Here is a 15,203-nt window from a genome sequence, read left to right on the forward strand (position 1 = left end):
GGCACGAGAGGACGGGCATGGCGCTGATCCTGGTGACCGGGGCCGCCACCGGGCTCGGCCTCGACACGGCGGCCGCGCTGGCGGAGGAGGGGCACGACGTGGTCGTCCACGTCCGCAACCGCTCCCGACTCGCCGACGCGGGCGGCGCCGAGCGGTGGAAGGGCGTTGTCACGGGGGATCTCGCCATCCTCGACGAGATGCGCGACGCCGCCCGGCAGGCCGCCGCGTTCGGCCGTTTCGACGCCGTCGTCCACAACGCCGGCACCATGCGCCAGGGCGAGGCGGGCGAGGTCAACACCGTCGCTCCGTACGTGCTGACGGCCCTGATGGACAAGCCGGCCAGGCTCATCTATCTCAGCAGCGGCATGCACCGGGGCGGCTCCACCGACCTGCGCCGGCTGAGGGCCGGCACCGCCTCCTACAGCGACAGCAAGCTGTGGGTCACCGCCTTCGCGCTCGCGATCGCCTCCCGCTGGCCGGGCACCTCCGCTCACGCGGTCGACCCCGGCTGGGTCCCCACCCGCATGGGCGGCCCCGGCGCGCCGGACGACCTGACCGCCGGCCGCCGCACCCAGATGTGGCTGGCCACCAGCAACGACGTGACCCCGCCCACCGGCGGCTACTGGTACCACCAGCGCGTGCAGGAGCCCCACCCGGCGACGCGGGACGACAGCTTCCAGGCCCAGCTCCTCGAAAGCCTGGAGCGCCACACCGGGATCCCGCTCGGCTGACCTCGGCCCCGGTCGTCGCGGGCCGGGAGCCGCAGGTTGTACGGGCCGAGGTCGTGCGTCGTACCTTGCGTGAGATGCGGTCGACTGGTCGGCGACCAGGTGTGCGGAAGCTCGGCCTGAGGTCACGAGCCGAGCCCCTCGGCGCGTAGCCCGAACAGTTCCAAGCAGTCGTGTACGCCGTCGACCGTGATGCCGGGCATCCGGTGCTTCGCCCACGCGGCCGCGTCGAGCAGCATGCGATGCTCGACGACCCTTCTCCCGTCCTCGGCGTAGGCGCGACGCCCGTTGGCGGCGTAGCCGAGCTTGCGCGAGACCCGTTCGGAGGCCGTGTTGCCGTCCACGTAGGAGGTGCGCGCCTCCACCGCGCCCAGGTGGGCGAACGCCAGCTCCAGGACGGCGGCGCGGGCCTCGGTCCCGTACCCGTGGCCCTGGCGGGCCCGGGTGATCCACGAGCCGGTCTCGACCGTGCGGACGGTCGCGTAGTCGGCCGCCCACATGTTCTGCACGCCGACCGCGACGCCCTCGACGCGGATGGCGAGCTGGAGGTTCCAGCTTTCCGGCCGCCAGTGCGCGAGGGCTCGCCAGTGCCTTTGCAGCAGGTGCCGCTCCCGCTGTGGTGACGGCTCGTAGAGGTAGGCCTGCTGGTAACGGGGTTGGTCAGCAGGCTGGAGGTCAGCGGAGGCGCGGGCCAGGTCGAGCAGGTCGGGGGTGGTGGGGATCGCGAGTTCGAGGCGCCCCGTGGTGAGGCGCAGAGCGAGCAGCGGCCACAGACCGGCCAGGTCGTCGCTCATGCTGTCACGTCGCGGTCGCCGGCGGCCCCCGCGGTAACGGCAGCAGGCTCGGCGGTCGCCGCTTGCGCGACCACGGCGGCCGGCGCGCTGCTCGATGCGCCTGACAAGCCTCGGCGGTCCACGACCCTCCCATCCATGGGGCTGTCCTTCAGTGTGATGCTGCTGTGCACGGCCGCCGGCCACAAGGCGATGAGAAGCAACCCATCGGCAACCGAAAGCAACGGACAGCTGTCTTCACGGACCCTCGACACCGAGTCACGGTGAAGATGAAACCGCCCCTGCCACTCGGAACCGGAGCAGACGCGGGCGAACTGTCTCACCCCCAGGAGGTCCTCATGGCCGCCGCGACCCCCACCACCCCCAGCGAGCGGTACGCGCCCCCGCCCGGCGGCTGGCGCGACCCCAGGAGCTTCGTCGACCCCGACGTCTGGGACCGTCAGATCAAGCTCCTCGTCCGCGATCACCCGTGGGACACGGTCATGGCCGAACGGTGCTTCGGACAGGCGATCGCCTACCTCATCACTGCCATGGAGAAGCACGGCCAGCACCTGGAGATCGGCTGCGGTCCGCTCATCGACCGCGCGGTGCACGGCTTCATCCTCGACACGCGGAACTACGCCTCCTTCTGCGCCAAGTACTTCAACGGCGCGTTCCTGCATCACGTCCCAGAGATCGAGTTCAAGGTCGACGGGTCGGTGCAGAAGACCGCGCACGTCGTGGCCGGCAACGGGTTCGAGGTGGACTGGTCGCTGTGGGAGGCCGACTTCGCCAAGTGCACGCCGTGCGCGCCCGGCACCGACTGCCACTGACCGCTCCTGATCGAGCGGAGGGCTGGAAACGTCACGCGTTCCCAGCCCTCCATCATGTCTGAGCATGTGGTGGCCGATTCTCCGGTGATCAACGCCGGTGGCGCGCTACCGTGACGCGGGTCCTGCCCCTGCCGTCCCAAGGTGCCCGCCATGCCCACCGAGCCCGCCAAGCCCGACCGGCCCACTGTCACCGACCGCGCCAGCTACTGGGACCGCTACGCCACCGGCATCCGCACGACCGACGCGCCGGAGACCGCGCTGAAGAACGCCTTCGGCTGGACGCAGTACGAAGGCCATGGCCCCGGCGACGAGCTGCTCGGCGAGCCCGCCACCGCGCTGGAGCTCGGCTCCAGCCGCGGGCACGCGGTCGCGGCGCTGGCCACCAAGGGCATCGACACGACCGGCGTGGACCTGTCGCTCGTGCAGGTCGAGGGCGCTCGCCAGCGGTGGGGGCATCTGCCGAACGCGCACTTCGTGCACGCGGACGTGATCACCTTCCTCACCAGCGCCAGGGAGCGCCGTTGGGAGGCGATCTACTCCATTTTCGGTGCGCTGTGGTTCACCGACCCCGAGCAGTGGATGCCGCTCGTGCGCGCCCGCCTGGCTCCCGGCGGCAGGCTGGTGTTCTCGTGCGCGCCGGCCGTGCCGGGCACCGCCGGCGTTCAGGGCATGTACGGGGCGGGCTTCACGGGCCCGCAGGTGTGGATCTACCGGTGGACGTACGAGCCCGGCGAGTGGGCGCGGCTCCTGACCGGGACGGGGTTCCGCGAAGTGGACGCGAGGGTCGAACCGGCCCCTGACCCGCGGAACGTGGGGACGCTGATCGTGGAGGCCCGCGCGTGACGGCCGACGAAGGCACGACCGGCCCCGTTTCGCCGCCGTCCTCGGCATCGGCGGCTTCCCCCGAGACCATGGGTGCAAGGCGCACTCCGCCGCCGGTGCTCGCCGGGCTCGGTTGCGGCGCTAGGCGTTGGCCCGGCGGAGGCGTTCGGCCGCCTGGGCCCGTAGCGCGTCGCCGCCCGCCGGGGAGCCGCCGCACAATGCCATCTCGCGGGCGTTGTAGGCGGCCATCCACACGCCGGCCGCCCAGGCGATCTCCAGCTCCTCGGGCGTGAACAGGCGCCCGCGGAAGTGCTGGTAGGCCGCCAGGAACGCTTCGGAGCTGTCGAGCGGTGCCAGGGTCGGCGGGCCGGCGCTGGCGAAGGATCCGCTCGCCTCGCCCGCCAGTGCCGCCTCCGGCTGCCAGGCCAGGCTGTCCCAGTCGTGCACCGCCCACACCTGCCGTCCCCGCCACCGCAGGTTCTGTGCCTCGAAGTCGGCGTGGCCGAGCACGCACGGCAGGTCAGCGGTCAGCAGCCGTGTCCGGGCCCGCTCGGCCGCCTCCACGATGTGCCCGGACACGACGCTCTGGTCGAGGTCGTCGAGGAAGCCGGTCGCCGGCCACGTTCCGGAGCCGGGCTCGTCCCAGCGCACCCAGGGCGGGTTCGGCAGCGGCGGCGGGACGGTCACGGCGGCGAGTTCGGTCATCAGCCGGGCGAACGCCTGCGCGCAGCGCACGGCCGTCTCGGGCGAGTCGCCGTGCAGCACCTCGCCGCCGGGCCGGTACTCCTCAGCGTGTACGGCCAGCGCACCGGCCCCGACCACCGGTGTCAGCGGCCTGGCGCACGGGAACCCGCGCGCGGCCAGCCGGGCCTGGGCCGCGACGCAGAACGCCGCCCGGCCGTCGTCGGCGCGTGCCTTGACCACGACGTCCCGGCCGCCGGCCAGCCGCAGGCCGAACACCATCGAGACCTTCTCCGAGCGGAACAGCACGCCGGCGGGTTCGCCGCCCAGCTGGTCCCGGCACCAAGCCGGTAACCAGTGCGGCAGCTCGTCCAGGGGCACGGTCATCACTGTGCCAAAGACGCCGGACCCCCGGAAGTCAGTCGCCTGCAAGGATGAAGTCGGCCACGGCGGCGGCGACGGCTTCGGGCTGCTCGTCGGGGATGAAGTGGCCGGCGCCGGGCACGACGACCCCGGTGACGTGGTCGGCCCACGGGCTGAGGGAGGCCGCCATGTCGGGAATGGAGCCGTGGCTGCTGGAGATCCCGAGGACGGGCACGGTGAGGTGCTGCCGCTTGAGCGCCTCGTGGTTCCGGCGCGCGGACTCGGCGGCGTCCCGGTAGTAGGCGAGGCTGGCGCGCAGGCCGCCGTCGGCGGCGATGGCCGCCGCGTAGTGGTCGATCTCGGCGTCGTCGAACGTGCCGGGAGACAGGGCCTTCATTCTCAGGAACCAGCCGACGTAGTCCCGTTCGCGGCCGGCGAGCAGCGTCTCGGGCAGGTCGGGCACGAGGTGGAACGCGAAGTGCCAGGTCTTCCACGCCCGGTCCGGGTCGGTGGGGATCGCGTCCGGGAGGGTGATGCCGGGGATTCCGGCGTCGAGCAGCGCGACCCCGCGCAGGTGGCGTTCGAAGCGAAGTGCGAGGGAGAAGGCGACCCAGGCGCCGATGTCGTGGGCGGCCAGCCAGTACGCCGGCACGCCGAGCGCCCGCACCGCGGCGTGGACGTGGGCGGCGACGGTGTGCGTGTCGTAGCCGCGTTCCGGGCGCTCGGAGTGGCCCTGGCCGGGCAGGTCGATCGCGATGACGCGGAACCGGGCGGCGAGGCGGGGCATCACCTTCCGCCAGGCCCACCAGGTCTGCGGGAATCCGGCGAGCAGGACGACGGCCGGGTCGGCCGGCTGTCCGCCTTCGACGGCATGGAGACGGACGCCGTCCGCGTCGACCCAGCGGTGCGTGAATCCGGCCAGGTCGTGCAGGGGCAGGCCGGGGATCGGATTACTTTCCGGGGCGCTGGTCGCAGGGTCGGTCATGGGGATCCTCCAGAGGAAGCTTGAATGCGCAGGTCAGCGTCCTGCCGGAGGCTAGCACATCTTGAACTGTTTAGTTCAAGATAGGATGGCGCACAGCGCAGCCCCCAGACATCAGCACCCCGGCGAGGAAGTGCCACGTGGCAGGCAAGAAGCAGTTCGACATGGACACGGCGCTCGACGCCGCGATGATCCAGTTCTGGCGCGCCGGCTACGCCGGCACCTCGCTGGACGACCTGTCGCGGGCGACCGGCCTGAACCGCAGCTCCATCTACTCCTCGCTCGGCGACAAGGACACGCTGTTCCTGCGCTGCCTGGACCGCTACGCCGCGCGCTATGGCGACAAGTACGACGCCGCCCTGTCCCGTGCGACCACGGAGCCGGTCGAAGCCGTTCGCGCGTTCTTCGACGTCACCCTCGAACGCATCGCCGATCCCGAGCTGCCGGACGGATGCCTGATCGCCCAGACGGCCATGGCGATCCCGGTGCTGAGCCCGGGCATCGCGGCGCACGCGAGGGAGGCGCTGGGCCGGCAGCGCTCCCGGTTGCGCGCCGCGCTGAAGGCCGGCTCCTTGCCCGGCCAGGTCGCCGAGGCTTTCGCCGAGCACGTGGCGGCCGTGAACCAGTCGCTCGCCGTCATGAGCAGAGCCGGGGCGAGCCCGGCGCAGCTCCTGGCCGTCGTGGGGGTGACCGTAGACGCGCTCTCGCAGGCGTTGCGCACGCGCGACGTACCAGGTTAACGCGATCTCAGCCGTTGGTGAGCTCGTTCCTGATCCAGTCCAGGACGGAGGCGTGGCGAGGCCGCCAGCCGAGCCGGGCGCGGGCGCGCTCGCCCCGGACCCGGCTGTTGGAGCCGAGGGCGAAGACGGCGGCCTCGTAGCCCCACTCGTGGATGGCCGCGTCGATGTCCCAGGCCTCGGCGGGGCCCAGGCCCAGCGCCTCGGCGATGGCGGCGGTCAGGTCGCCGAACGACGCCTCGCCGTTCTCCACGAAGAAGAACGAGCCGGCGGGGGCCGCGTCGAGCGCGAGCAGGTAGAGGTCGGCCACGTCGTCGATGTGCACGTTCGACCAGATGTTGCGCCCGGCGCCGATCCTGCGGACGGTCCCGCTCCTGCGCGCCTGCCGGACCAGGGCGGGAATCTGGACGCTGTCGCGGCTGAGCCCGCGGCCGTGGCCGTAGATCAGGGTGTTGCACAGGACCACCGACCGGATGTTCCGGCTGGAGGCGGCCAGGACGTAGCGGTCGATCGCCATCCTGGCCTCCTTGTCGGCGGCCGGCCGCCACGGCGATCCCGGATCGAGGATGTCCTCCCCGAAGATCTCCCCGGACGGCTCGCCGCGGGAATCGGTGCCCACGATGCTCGACCCGCTGGTGTGCAGCAGCGGCTTGCCCGATCCCGCGAGCGCTTCCACCAGCGCCTCCACGGCTCCTCGGTGGTCGCTGTCGGCGGCGTTGACGACGGCGTCGGCGGCCCGCGCCTGCTCGGCGAGCAGCGCCCGGTCGTCCAGGGTGCCCACGACCGGGGTCACGCCGAGGCGTTCGAGCAGGCGTGCCTTCTCCGGGCTGCGGGCCAGGCCGGTGACCTGGTGGCCGGCCCGCAGCAACCGGTCGGCGACGGAGCCGCCGATGTATCCCGTGGCGCCAGTGACGAAAGCACGCATGAGCACTCCCATGTACGTACAACATTTGCTTATACAAAGGTTGTCCATGCATGGAATCCGTGTCAAACTGGTCACTCGAAGGGAGGGCCATTGGGAGGACGCGTCCCGCGCATCGAGCTGCCGTCGGGCCTCGAAAGACGCTGGCAGGCGCTCAGGCACCTGGAGGCCGCCGTCCAGGAGGCACTCGACCGCGCCCTGCAGAACGAGCACGGCCTGTCCGTCTCCGAGTACACCGCCCTCGCGGCGCTGGCCTACTCCGACGACGACGGCCATCTGCGCCAGCAGGTCCTCGCCGAGGCGATCCCGCTCCGGCAGAGCTCGGTCAGCCGCCTGGTCGCCCGGCTCGAGCGGATGGGCCTGACCGAACGCTTCCACTGCCCGACCGACCGGCGCGGCGTCTACACGCAGATCACCGACCGCGGCCGCGACGTCGTCACCGCCGCGCGGGCCACCTATGTCGGCGTCCTCCAGCAGGCCCTGGCCGAGCTCAGCGGCGATCGGCGACTGGCCGCCCTGGTCGAGCAACTCCACCGGGACACGGACCCGGCCGGCCCCCCGCGGGTCTGACGTGGCGGCCGGCCGCGTTCCGGCGATCATTCGTGATCGTTTCCCCGCAACTTTTCCCGGGGTTGCGCCGTCGAAGCAGACATGATGAAGACGATGATCGGGGCCTCGCTCCTCGCCGGCGCGCTGATGGTGTCCGGCGCCACCGCCGCTGCGGCACAGGCGAAGCCGGCCCTGGGGCCGTACGGATACGGTGCGGTGAAGCTCGGCATGACGGCCAAGCAGGCCAAGGCGACCGGGGCCGTGGTGAGCAAGCTGCCGGGCGGGGGCGGCTGCTCCGGGTGGGACTTGAAGGAGTTCCCGACGCCCAAGGACCAGATCGGCGTCTACATCTCACCGCGCGTGGGAGTGGCCGCGATCTTCGCCGCGAAGGGCATGAAGACGCCGGAAGGCATCAAGATCGGCGCCACCCTCCAGCAGTTGAAGACGGCCTACCCGAAGATCAAGAAGGACTTCCACGGCTACTACGTGATCACCGTTCCTGGCAACAAGAAGGCCTACTACAGCTTCGGCGTCAACCGCGGCAAGATCACCGAGTACGGCATCGCGCTGAACAAGCAGGACTGCTTCAACTGAGGTCTCGCGGCGTTGGCGGGCCTTCGCCCGCCAACGCCGGCGCGGCCCACTGAAACGACCGGGCTGTCACGCCGCTGAGCCGATCTGGACGTCATGGGCCGCTTGCCCCAATAATCGGGGCTGTCATCCCAAGGACCGACCGGGGGCCTGCCGTGAGACTGCTGCTCCGCACGGCCTTGCTGCTTGCCCTCGTGGCGTCGCCGCCGCTGGCGGTGGCGCATCCGGCCGACGCGTTCAGCGCGAAGAAGGTCTTCGTGCGTTACGTGGTCGACCGCTGCCCGATGGAAGAGGGCGAGCCCTGTACCGTGTGGCGGCTGAGGCTGAGCGACGGGCGGATGGTCCGCCTGCCGGACGCGGTGGCCCCGGTCGCCACGCCGCACGGCAGCCAGGTGGCCTACTACCGCAGGAGTGACGGCGCACTCGTCGTCCATGACGTGACCACGGGGAAGGTCCGCGCCGTCCCGGGCAGGTGGTCGCCCGCCGCGAGCCCGCTCAAATACCTCTCCCCGGCCGGCCGGTTCGCCGTCATCGGGGCGTCGTACCAGGTGGTGGACACCTCTACCAGGCAGGTCCACACGCTGCCCTTCACGCCCGACCGGGCGATCTCCTTCAGCCCGGACAACGCGTACCTCATCGCCCGCCGCCCGCCGGTGGCCGGCCGGCCCGAGGTGGCCGAGGTCTTCTCCACCACGACGTGGACCGTGGTGCGTCGCGGTTCCAAGTTCGGCGCCCTGCGGATGGGCGGCGCGGTCGTCGCCTACATCGACGCGGAGACCGCCGGCAAGCCCGCGTACGTCCGGTTCTGGGACCTGACCACGGACAAGCCCGCCGGCACCCCCGTGACGATCCCCGCCAACGAATTCCCCCAAGGGTTGTTCTGGGACCGGGCCGACCATCTCGATGTCGTGAGCTACCTGCCCAGGAAGTTCCACCACGGAATGATCGTGCGCGGCAGCGGCTACCGCTGGCGCCGCGCGACCGACCACCTGCGCATCCTCGACACCGTCATCCCCAAGGAACGCCGGACCAGCGCCGTCAAGGGCAGCGTCACCTCCTGACGGTGGCCGGGCTCGGCGATCCCGGCCCTCCCGGTGGGGGTCAGCCGAGCGGCTGCACGGCGGACGACGGTGCGACGGATTCGCGGATGCGGACGGGCATCGCCACCCGGTGCACCTCGCCCACCCGGTCGCCGCCCGTACGATCGCGGTCGATCTCCGCGAACAGCACGTCGACGGCCTTGCGCCCCAGCTCGTAGTGCGGCAGCGCCACGGTGGTCAGCGGGGGCCGCATCCACGAGGCGATGGGGTGGTCGTCGAAGGAGACGATGGAGACGTCCGCGGGCACCTTGAGCCCGAAGTCGTCGAGCGCCTGGTAGGCGCCCATCGCGATCCGGTCGTTGAAGCAGATCAGCGCGCGCGGCTGAGCGGTGCGCAGGAGGTCGCGGGTCGCGGCGAGGCCGTACTCCGGCAGCCAGTCGGGGCAGGCGCGGGCGCCGGCCACCTTGACGCCCGCCGCGCCGAACGCCTCGCGGATGCCGACGAGCCGTTCCACCGCCGCGAGGCTCTCGGAGGGGCGGTCGCGCAGGCTCGGGCCGGCGCCGATCAGGTGGATGCCGTCGCGGTGACCGGCGTCGAGCAGGACGCGGGCGGCGCGGCGGCCGGCCTCGACCTCGTCGGGCAGGACGGCGGGCAGGGGCGCGGGCTTCTTCGGCAGGGCGTTGAGCAGCACGGCGGGCATGGCGGTGACGGCCTTGGGCACCTTGATGGTGCGGGTGAACATCGAGGCCAGGATGAGCCCGTCGACCTGGCGGTCCTGCATGGCCTGGAGGAGGAGGTGCTCGAGCTCGGCGTCGCCCTCGGTCTCGCCGATGAACAGCATGAAGCCGCGGTCGCGGGCGGCCTCGAGGGCGCCCTTGATCATGTCGCCGGCCAGCCGGGAGGTGGCGACGGTGTCGGAGACGAAGCCGATGGTCCGGGTGGTGCCCGTGCGCAGGCCCCTGGAGACGATGTTGGGCCGGTACTGCAGCTCCTCGGCGGTTCTCAGCACCCGCTGCTCGACGTCCTGGGAGATCCGCAGCTCGCGGCCGCGGCCCGAGAGCACGAGCGAGGCGGTCGTGCGGGAGACGCCCGCGGCCTTGGCCACATCGGCCAGTGTGACCCGTCGTGGGCTCACCGAATCTCCGATCGTCGCGGGTGTGTTACGGGGGGTTGACATCGTACGACGCGCGTGGTGAGACTATCGGGCGCTAATCCGATTTAGCAATGGAGTTGGGGCATCTGCCGCGGGCCGATCGTCCCCGGCAGCAGAGGAGATGCACATGGCTCGTCGAGTCCGTCCCGGCAGGTCCGGGGCCGCGCTGGTGATCGCCATGGGGACGCTGGCCGCCGCCTGCGCGGCCCCCGGCAGCAACAGCCCGCAACCCCAGGCCACCGGCACGTCCGCGGTGTCCAAGGCGCCCGCCTGCGGCTCGGCGCCGATCACGATGAACGGCTACTTCGAGACCGGCTTCCCGCTGCCCAAGGCGCTGACCACCGAGTTCACCAAGCAGCACCCGAACGTGACGTGGAACGTCCGCGAGGACCAGTTCGCGGTCATCACCCAGAACGCCCCGCGCGTACTGGCCGACAACCCGCCCGACCTGATGCGCCTGCCCCAGGTCTCCGAGTTGGTCAAGGACAACCTGCTGAAGAACCTCGACGGCTACGCGACCGCGTTCGGCTGGGACAAGTGGCCGGCCTCGCAGCTCGAACAGCTGCGCCTGGGCCCGGGCGGCCGCCCGCGCGGCGAGGGCTCGCTGTACGCCCTGGGCCTCAACATGAGCATGACCGGCGTCTTCTACAACAAGAAGCTCGCCGCGCAGATCGGGATGACCACGCCGCCCGCCACGCTGGCGGAGCTCGACGAGGTGCTGGCCAAGGCCAAGAACGCGGGCATCACCCCGATCGTGCAGTTCAACGGCGGCGCCACCGGCGGGCTGGCGTTCCCGCTGCAGAGCCTCATGGCCGCCTACGGCCCCACCGGGCCCATCAACGACTGGATCTTCCAGAAGCCGGGCGCCACCATCGACACCCCGTCGAACCAGCAGGCCGTCCAGCACCTGGAGAAGTGGATCAAGGCGGGTTACTTCCAGAAGGACGTCAACGCGGTCGACTACGCGACGATGATGAGCCGCTTCATCGACGGCCAAGGGCTGATCATGTTCAACGGCGACTGGGAGTCGGGCAACCTCGACAAGCAGATGCCGGGCAACGTCGGCTTCACCCTGATGCCGCCCGCCCAGCAGGGCGGCAAGCGCGCCGCCATGTCGGCGCCGCTCGCCTTCGGCATCGCCGCGAACGCCAAGAACGCCGACTGCGCCGCCTTCTTCCTCAACTGGGTGGCCACCGACAAGCGGGCCCGCGAGATCGGCGTCGAGATCGGCGGATCGCGGCCGATGGGCCCGGCGGACGCGTACATGCCGGAGGTGGCCGCCGACAAGGTCACCGCGAGCACCCTGGAGGCCGGGGCGGACATCGCCAAGGACAACGGCGCGATGGACTTCATCGCCAACGCCACCGGCGCCATCTACGCCAAGAGCTGGACCCCCAACCTGCAGAAGCTGGTGGCCGGGAAGCAGACGGCGCAAGGGCTGCTGACGGCGGTCCAGGCCGACTACGCCCGCCAGCTCGAAGGGAACTGATCAGGTGCCCCGATCCGCGCATCGGCGGCCGGCCGCCGGCAGGCTACGCGGCGCGCGCGGCCTGGCCGGCTGGCTGTTCGTCCTGCCCGCGCTCGCCTTCTACGCGGTGTTCGTCCTGCGCCCGATCGCCCTGACGTTGCAGTACTCGCTCTACGACTGGGACGGCATCGGCCCGTCCACCTGGGTGGGCGCGGCCAACTACGGCAAGGTGTTCACCGACCCCGACCTGTTCGACTCGCTGGTCAACGCGTTCAAACTGATCGTGTTCTTCAGCGCGATCCCGGTTGTGCTGGGCCTGGCCATCGCCGCGACGATCCGGCGCATCGCCGCCAGCCGGCTCGCCCTCGTGGCGCGCACCGTGCTGTTCCTGCCGCAGGTCATCCCGCTGGTGGCGGCCGGCATCGCGTGGAGCTGGCTGCTGGCCTCCACCGGAGTGATCAACCAGCTGCTCTCGCTCGTCGGCCTCGGCGGGGTGACCCGCGCCTGGCTGGGCGACTTCGCCACCGCCCTGCCGGCGGTCGGCATGATCGGCGCGTGGGTGCTGCTCGGCCTGTGCACGCTGCTGCTCCTGGCCGGCATGAGCAAGATCGACCCCGCGTTGTACGAGGCCGCCCGGCTCGACGGCGCCGGCCCGTGGCGGGAGTTCGTCTCCATCACCGTGCCGAGCCTGCGCCAGGAGATCGCGGTCTGCGTCACCGTGACGGTCATCGCGGCCCTGGCCAGCTTCGACATCATCTACATCGCCACCCAGGGCGGCCCCGGCAACACCACCATGGTGCCCGGCCTGCAGATCTTCTACCTGGCCTTCTCCGAGCGCGAGGTGGGCACCGCCTCGGCGCTGGCCGTGGTGCTCATGGTCCTGGTGATCGCCTGTGCCCTGCCCATCCAGTGGTTCGCGAAGGACGGCAACAAATGATCACCGCTCGGCGGGAGGCCTGGACCGGCCGGCTGCTGCTCATCGTCCTGATGGCGGTCACGCTCCTGCCGTTCCTCAGCCTGTTCGTCACCGCCCTGCACCCCTCGGGCACCTACCCGGCCGGGCTGGCCTGGCCCGGCGACCCGCAGTGGGGCAACTTCCTGCGCGCCTTCGAGGCCGCGAACATGGGCGCGCTGCTGTGGTCGAGCGTCCTCATCGTGCTGGGCGTGGTGCCCATCTCGATCCTCCTCGGGACGATGGCCGGCTTCGCCATCGGCCACCTGCGCGTCATCGGGGCGCGCGTCGTCTTCCTGCTGTTCGTGCTCGGCCTCACGCTGCCGTTCGAAGGCGTCATCACGCCGCTGTACTACCAGGTGCGCGACATGGGGCTGCTGAACACGCGCTGGGCCATCATCCTGCCGCTCATCGGCCTGTTCATGCCGTTCAGCGTCTTCTGGATGCGCGCCCACTTCGTCAACATGCCCGCGGAGCTGTCGGAGAGCGCCCGGATGGACGGCGCGAACGTGTGGCAGCTGTTCCGGCGCATCCACGTCCCCCTGGCCATGCCGGCGATCTCGTCCCTGGGCATCCTGCTGTTCCTGTGGACGTGGAACCAGTTCCTGCTGGCCATCGTGCTCGTGGACGATCCGGCGAAGCGCACGATGTCCGGCGCTCTGGGCGCCTTCCAGGGCCAGTGGGGCACCGACATCCCGCTGCTGTGCGCCGGATCGCTGCTCATTCTCACCCCCACGCTGGTGATCTTCCTCATCTTCCAGCGGCACTTCGTCAAGGCCCTGCTCCAGGGCTCCCTGAAGGGGTGACGGCGATGAGCACGACCCGGCTTGACAGCGGGACCAGCCACTATCGGCGGCGTGTCACGTGAGCGGTGACCGGCCGGCGCGCTGGACCCGCCGCCATCTCGACCTGCTCGCCGAGAGCGGCGCGACCACGGCGCCCGTCTTCGACCCGGCGGCCGTACCGCGGGTCCTGCCCGGCCACGACGTGTGGGACCTGTGGCCGGTCCAGGAGGAGGACGGCTCGACCAGCGTGTCCGGCGGCCACGAGCTGTGGATGGCGCTGTCGGCCCCCGCTCTCGGCCATCCCGAAGAGCGCCACGACCGGGCCCGGATCCGGTTGCTCGGCAGGAACGGCGACACGTGGCAGGACCTGGGCAACGCCTTCGCCGACGGCGCCTCGCCCGGCAGCCGCGAATGGTCCGGCTCGGCGGTCCGCCGCCCGGACGGCACCGTGTCGGTGTACTACACGGCCGCCGGGCGGCGCGGCGAGGCGCGCCCGACCTACCGGCAGAGCGTCGTCGAGGCCCGCCCCGCCCTGCTCGCCGACGGCGACCGGATCACGCTGCACCAGGACGCCGGGCATCGGGAGATCCTGCGCTCCGACGGCCGCACGTACCTGCCGGCCGACGAGGCCGACGGGGCGCCGGGCCGGATCAGGGCCTTCCGCGACCCCGGCTGGTTCCGCGACCCCGCCGGCGGGCGGGACCATCTCCTCATCGCCGCTTCCACCGCCTGGGACGACACCTTCACCGGCGCGATCGCCCTGGCCGAGCCGGACGCCGGCGGCTGGAGACTGCTCCCGCCGCTGCTGGTCGCCGAAGGCGTCAACCACGAGCTCGAACGACCGCACGTCGTCGTCCACGACTCCCGCTACTACCTCTTCTTCTCCACCCAGCGCCACTCCTTCCACCCGCCCGGCAGCGCGCCCACCGGGCTCTACGGCTTCGTCGCCCCCGCCCTGAGGGGACCGTACGAGCCGCTCAACGGCTCCGGCCTCGTCATCCGCAACCCTGCCGGCGCACCGGACCAGGCCTACGCGTGGCTGGTGCTGCCCGGCCTCGACGTGGTCGGCTTCGCCAACTACCGATCACCACAGGGCGTGGACCTGCGGCACGCGGACGCCGGGCGGGCACGGGCGAACTTCGGCGGGACCGTCGCGCCGGCGCTCAGGCTCGTCCTGGAGGGGACGGCCACGTGCGTCGTGCCCGCTCGGGATCCGCGCGGAGCCCGGTGAGGTGCAGGCGGACGAAACGACGCCACGGCGCGTCGTCCCCGTCGGGTGAAGCGGCGACCACTGCTCGTATCGCGATGATGAGCGCCTTGATGTCGTCCGCGGTCACGTCCCGCGCGAGATATCCCGCCTCGACCGCCTTCTGCGTGAGCTGCCGGATCCGGTCGGCCGTCCGCGTGCTCACCTCGTCGTCGCTGGGGACCCGATCGGCCAGGGACGCCGCGTAACGACGCTCCTCCGCGTTGAAGGAGCCGACGAAGTCGAGGAACCGCTCAAGACCGGCCGCCGGGTCGGGGTCCGCGAGCGCGGCCGCGGCGGCCTCGTCCATCTCCTCGGCGATGAGCCGCGCGATGGCGTCGAGGAGGGCGTCCTTGCCCGTGAAGCGCCGGTAGATCGTGCCGACGCCGAGGCCGGCGCGCGCGGCGATGGTCTCCATGCTCGCCTGCGGCCCCTGCTCGGCGAACACCGCGCGGGCGGCCTTGATGACGATGACGTCGTTGCGCAGGGCGTCCCGGCGCGGCGCGCGCGTGGCGCCCGGAGGACTGGGTCGTGAGCTCATCGGCACCAGTGTATCCAAAACGGAATCCTCATTCCGAAAC

Annotated in this window: 17 protein-coding genes; 11 read left to right on the forward strand and 6 right to left on the reverse strand. The window is 71.5% G+C overall.

The window, feature by feature from the left end; all coding sequences use genetic code 11:
• The first annotated feature begins 17 nt into the window (after window positions 1–17).
• On the forward strand, window positions 18–731 hold the full coding sequence (locus tag KIS93_RS58215; RefSeq protein ID WP_080039621.1) for an SDR family NAD(P)-dependent oxidoreductase: 714 nt from the start codon (window positions 18–20) through the stop codon (window positions 729–731).
• Window positions 732–853: 122 nt separating this feature from the next.
• Here the strand turns inward: KIS93_RS58215 and KIS93_RS58220 are convergent, their stop codons facing one another.
• Window positions 854–1,522, reverse strand: a complete 669-nt coding sequence (locus tag KIS93_RS58220; protein ID WP_080039622.1) for a GNAT family N-acetyltransferase — start codon at window positions 1,520–1,522, stop codon at window positions 854–856.
• A 335-nt stretch (window positions 1,523–1,857) separates the two neighbouring features.
• Here KIS93_RS58220 and KIS93_RS58225 point away from each other — a divergent pair, with 335 nt between their 5' ends.
• Both KIS93_RS58225 and KIS93_RS58230 read left to right on the forward strand, forming a co-directional pair.
• Window positions 1,858–2,331, forward strand: coding sequence for a glycine-rich domain-containing protein (locus tag KIS93_RS58225; protein WP_080039624.1), 474 nt, complete (start codon window positions 1,858–1,860; stop codon window positions 2,329–2,331).
• A 150-nt stretch (window positions 2,332–2,481) separates the two neighbouring features.
• The gene (locus tag KIS93_RS58230) at window positions 2,482–3,174 is read left to right on the forward strand and encodes a class I SAM-dependent methyltransferase (RefSeq protein WP_080039625.1); all 693 of its coding nucleotides are present in this window, start codon (window positions 2,482–2,484) and stop codon (window positions 3,172–3,174) included.
• Between the two features lie 120 nt (window positions 3,175–3,294).
• Here the strand turns inward: KIS93_RS58230 and KIS93_RS58235 are convergent, their stop codons facing one another.
• Window positions 3,295–4,215, reverse strand: a complete 921-nt coding sequence (locus tag KIS93_RS58235) for a phosphotransferase (RefSeq protein WP_155127709.1) — start codon at window positions 4,213–4,215, stop codon at window positions 3,295–3,297.
• Window positions 4,216–4,252: 37 nt separating this feature from the next.
• The gene (locus KIS93_RS58240; RefSeq protein ID WP_080039627.1) at window positions 4,253–5,182 is read right to left on the reverse strand and encodes an alpha/beta fold hydrolase; all 930 of its coding nucleotides are present in this window, start codon (window positions 5,180–5,182) and stop codon (window positions 4,253–4,255) included.
• A gap of 137 nt (window positions 5,183–5,319) precedes the next feature.
• Here KIS93_RS58240 and KIS93_RS58245 point away from each other — a divergent pair, with 137 nt between their 5' ends.
• Entirely contained in the window at window positions 5,320–5,919 is a 600-nt protein-coding gene (locus KIS93_RS58245) for a TetR/AcrR family transcriptional regulator (protein ID WP_080039628.1), read from the forward strand.
• 7 nt (window positions 5,920–5,926) lie between these two features.
• On the opposite strand, the gene KIS93_RS58250 is transcribed toward KIS93_RS58245, so the two are convergent.
• Window positions 5,927–6,841 (reverse strand): NAD-dependent epimerase/dehydratase family protein, encoded by a 915-nt coding sequence (locus tag KIS93_RS58250; protein WP_080046836.1) that lies wholly within the window; start codon window positions 6,839–6,841, stop codon window positions 5,927–5,929.
• Window positions 6,842–6,931: 90 nt separating this feature from the next.
• Here KIS93_RS58250 and KIS93_RS58255 point away from each other — a divergent pair, with 90 nt between their 5' ends.
• From KIS93_RS58255 to KIS93_RS58265, 3 genes are all read left to right on the forward strand, one after another.
• Window positions 6,932–7,408 (forward strand): MarR family winged helix-turn-helix transcriptional regulator, encoded by a 477-nt coding sequence (locus KIS93_RS58255; RefSeq protein WP_080039629.1) that lies wholly within the window; start codon window positions 6,932–6,934, stop codon window positions 7,406–7,408.
• Between the two features lie 93 nt (window positions 7,409–7,501).
• Window positions 7,502–7,981, forward strand: coding sequence for a hypothetical protein (locus tag KIS93_RS58260; RefSeq protein WP_080046837.1), 480 nt, complete (start codon window positions 7,502–7,504; stop codon window positions 7,979–7,981).
• A gap of 152 nt (window positions 7,982–8,133) precedes the next feature.
• Window positions 8,134–9,039, forward strand: coding sequence for a hypothetical protein (locus KIS93_RS58265; protein WP_080039630.1), 906 nt, complete (start codon window positions 8,134–8,136; stop codon window positions 9,037–9,039).
• A 40-nt stretch (window positions 9,040–9,079) separates the two neighbouring features.
• Here KIS93_RS58265 and KIS93_RS58270 read toward each other — a convergent pair whose 3' ends face one another.
• Window positions 9,080–10,153 carry a LacI family DNA-binding transcriptional regulator gene (locus tag KIS93_RS58270; RefSeq protein WP_222108096.1) on the reverse strand — a complete coding sequence of 358 codons (1,074 nt, stop codon included), beginning with the start codon at window positions 10,151–10,153 and terminating at the stop codon, window positions 9,080–9,082.
• 145 nt (window positions 10,154–10,298) lie between these two features.
• Here KIS93_RS58270 and KIS93_RS58275 point away from each other — a divergent pair, with 145 nt between their 5' ends.
• The 4 genes from KIS93_RS58275 to KIS93_RS58290 are packed head-to-tail and all read left to right on the forward strand — an operon-like array spanning window position 10,299 to window position 14,607.
• Window positions 10,299–11,660 carry an ABC transporter substrate-binding protein gene (locus KIS93_RS58275; RefSeq protein ID WP_080039632.1) on the forward strand — a complete coding sequence of 454 codons (1,362 nt, stop codon included), beginning with the start codon at window positions 10,299–10,301 and terminating at the stop codon, window positions 11,658–11,660.
• A 4-nt stretch (window positions 11,661–11,664) separates the two neighbouring features.
• Window positions 11,665–12,576 (forward strand): carbohydrate ABC transporter permease, encoded by a 912-nt coding sequence (locus KIS93_RS58280; RefSeq protein WP_080039633.1) that lies wholly within the window; start codon window positions 11,665–11,667, stop codon window positions 12,574–12,576.
• Window positions 12,573–13,397 (forward strand): carbohydrate ABC transporter permease, encoded by an 825-nt coding sequence (locus KIS93_RS58285; protein WP_080039634.1) that lies wholly within the window; start codon window positions 12,573–12,575, stop codon window positions 13,395–13,397. Before KIS93_RS58280 ends, KIS93_RS58285 begins: the two co-directional genes overlap by 4 nt.
• 58 nt (window positions 13,398–13,455) lie before the next feature.
• Window positions 13,456–14,607, forward strand: coding sequence for a glycoside hydrolase family 68 protein (locus tag KIS93_RS58290; protein ID WP_080039635.1), 1,152 nt, complete (start codon window positions 13,456–13,458; stop codon window positions 14,605–14,607).
• Here KIS93_RS58290 and KIS93_RS58295 read toward each other — a convergent pair.
• Window positions 14,540–15,163, reverse strand: coding sequence for a TetR/AcrR family transcriptional regulator (locus KIS93_RS58295; protein ID WP_080039636.1), 624 nt, complete (start codon window positions 15,161–15,163; stop codon window positions 14,540–14,542). The two genes, KIS93_RS58290 and KIS93_RS58295, sit on opposite strands and share 68 nt — an antisense overlap.
• Window positions 15,164–15,203: the final 40 nt, after the last annotated feature.

Origin of the sequence: [Actinomadura] parvosata subsp. kistnae (assembly GCF_900323885.1) — a bacterium.
Lineage (GTDB): Bacteria > Actinomycetota > Actinomycetes > Streptosporangiales > Streptosporangiaceae > Nonomuraea > Nonomuraea composti.

Bases quoted from the DNA above. Each gene is read 5' to 3' on its own strand.
- KIS93_RS58215 (WP_080039621.1), top strand. From the start codon at position 18: ATGGCGCTGATCCTGGTGACCGGGGCCGCCACCGGGCTCGGCCTCGAC.
- KIS93_RS58220 (WP_080039622.1), bottom strand. From the start codon at position 1,522: ATGAGCGACGACCTGGCCGGTCTGTGGCCGCTGCTCGCTCTGCGCCTC.
- KIS93_RS58225 (WP_080039624.1), top strand. From the start codon at position 1,858: ATGGCCGCCGCGACCCCCACCACCCCCAGCGAGCGGTACGCGCCCCCG.
- KIS93_RS58230 (WP_080039625.1), top strand. From the start codon at position 2,482: ATGCCCACCGAGCCCGCCAAGCCCGACCGGCCCACTGTCACCGACCGC.
- KIS93_RS58240 (WP_080039627.1), bottom strand. From the start codon at position 5,182: ATGACCGACCCTGCGACCAGCGCCCCGGAAAGTAATCCGATCCCCGGC.
- KIS93_RS58250 (WP_080046836.1), bottom strand. From the start codon at position 6,841: ATGCGTGCTTTCGTCACTGGCGCCACGGGATACATCGGCGGCTCCGTC.
- KIS93_RS58260 (WP_080046837.1), top strand. From the start codon at position 7,502: ATGATCGGGGCCTCGCTCCTCGCCGGCGCGCTGATGGTGTCCGGCGCC.
- KIS93_RS58275 (WP_080039632.1), top strand. From the start codon at position 10,299: ATGGCTCGTCGAGTCCGTCCCGGCAGGTCCGGGGCCGCGCTGGTGATC.
- KIS93_RS58285 (WP_080039634.1), top strand. From the start codon at position 12,573: ATGATCACCGCTCGGCGGGAGGCCTGGACCGGCCGGCTGCTGCTCATC.
- KIS93_RS58295 (WP_080039636.1), bottom strand. From the start codon at position 15,163: ATGAGCTCACGACCCAGTCCTCCGGGCGCCACGCGCGCGCCGCGCCGG.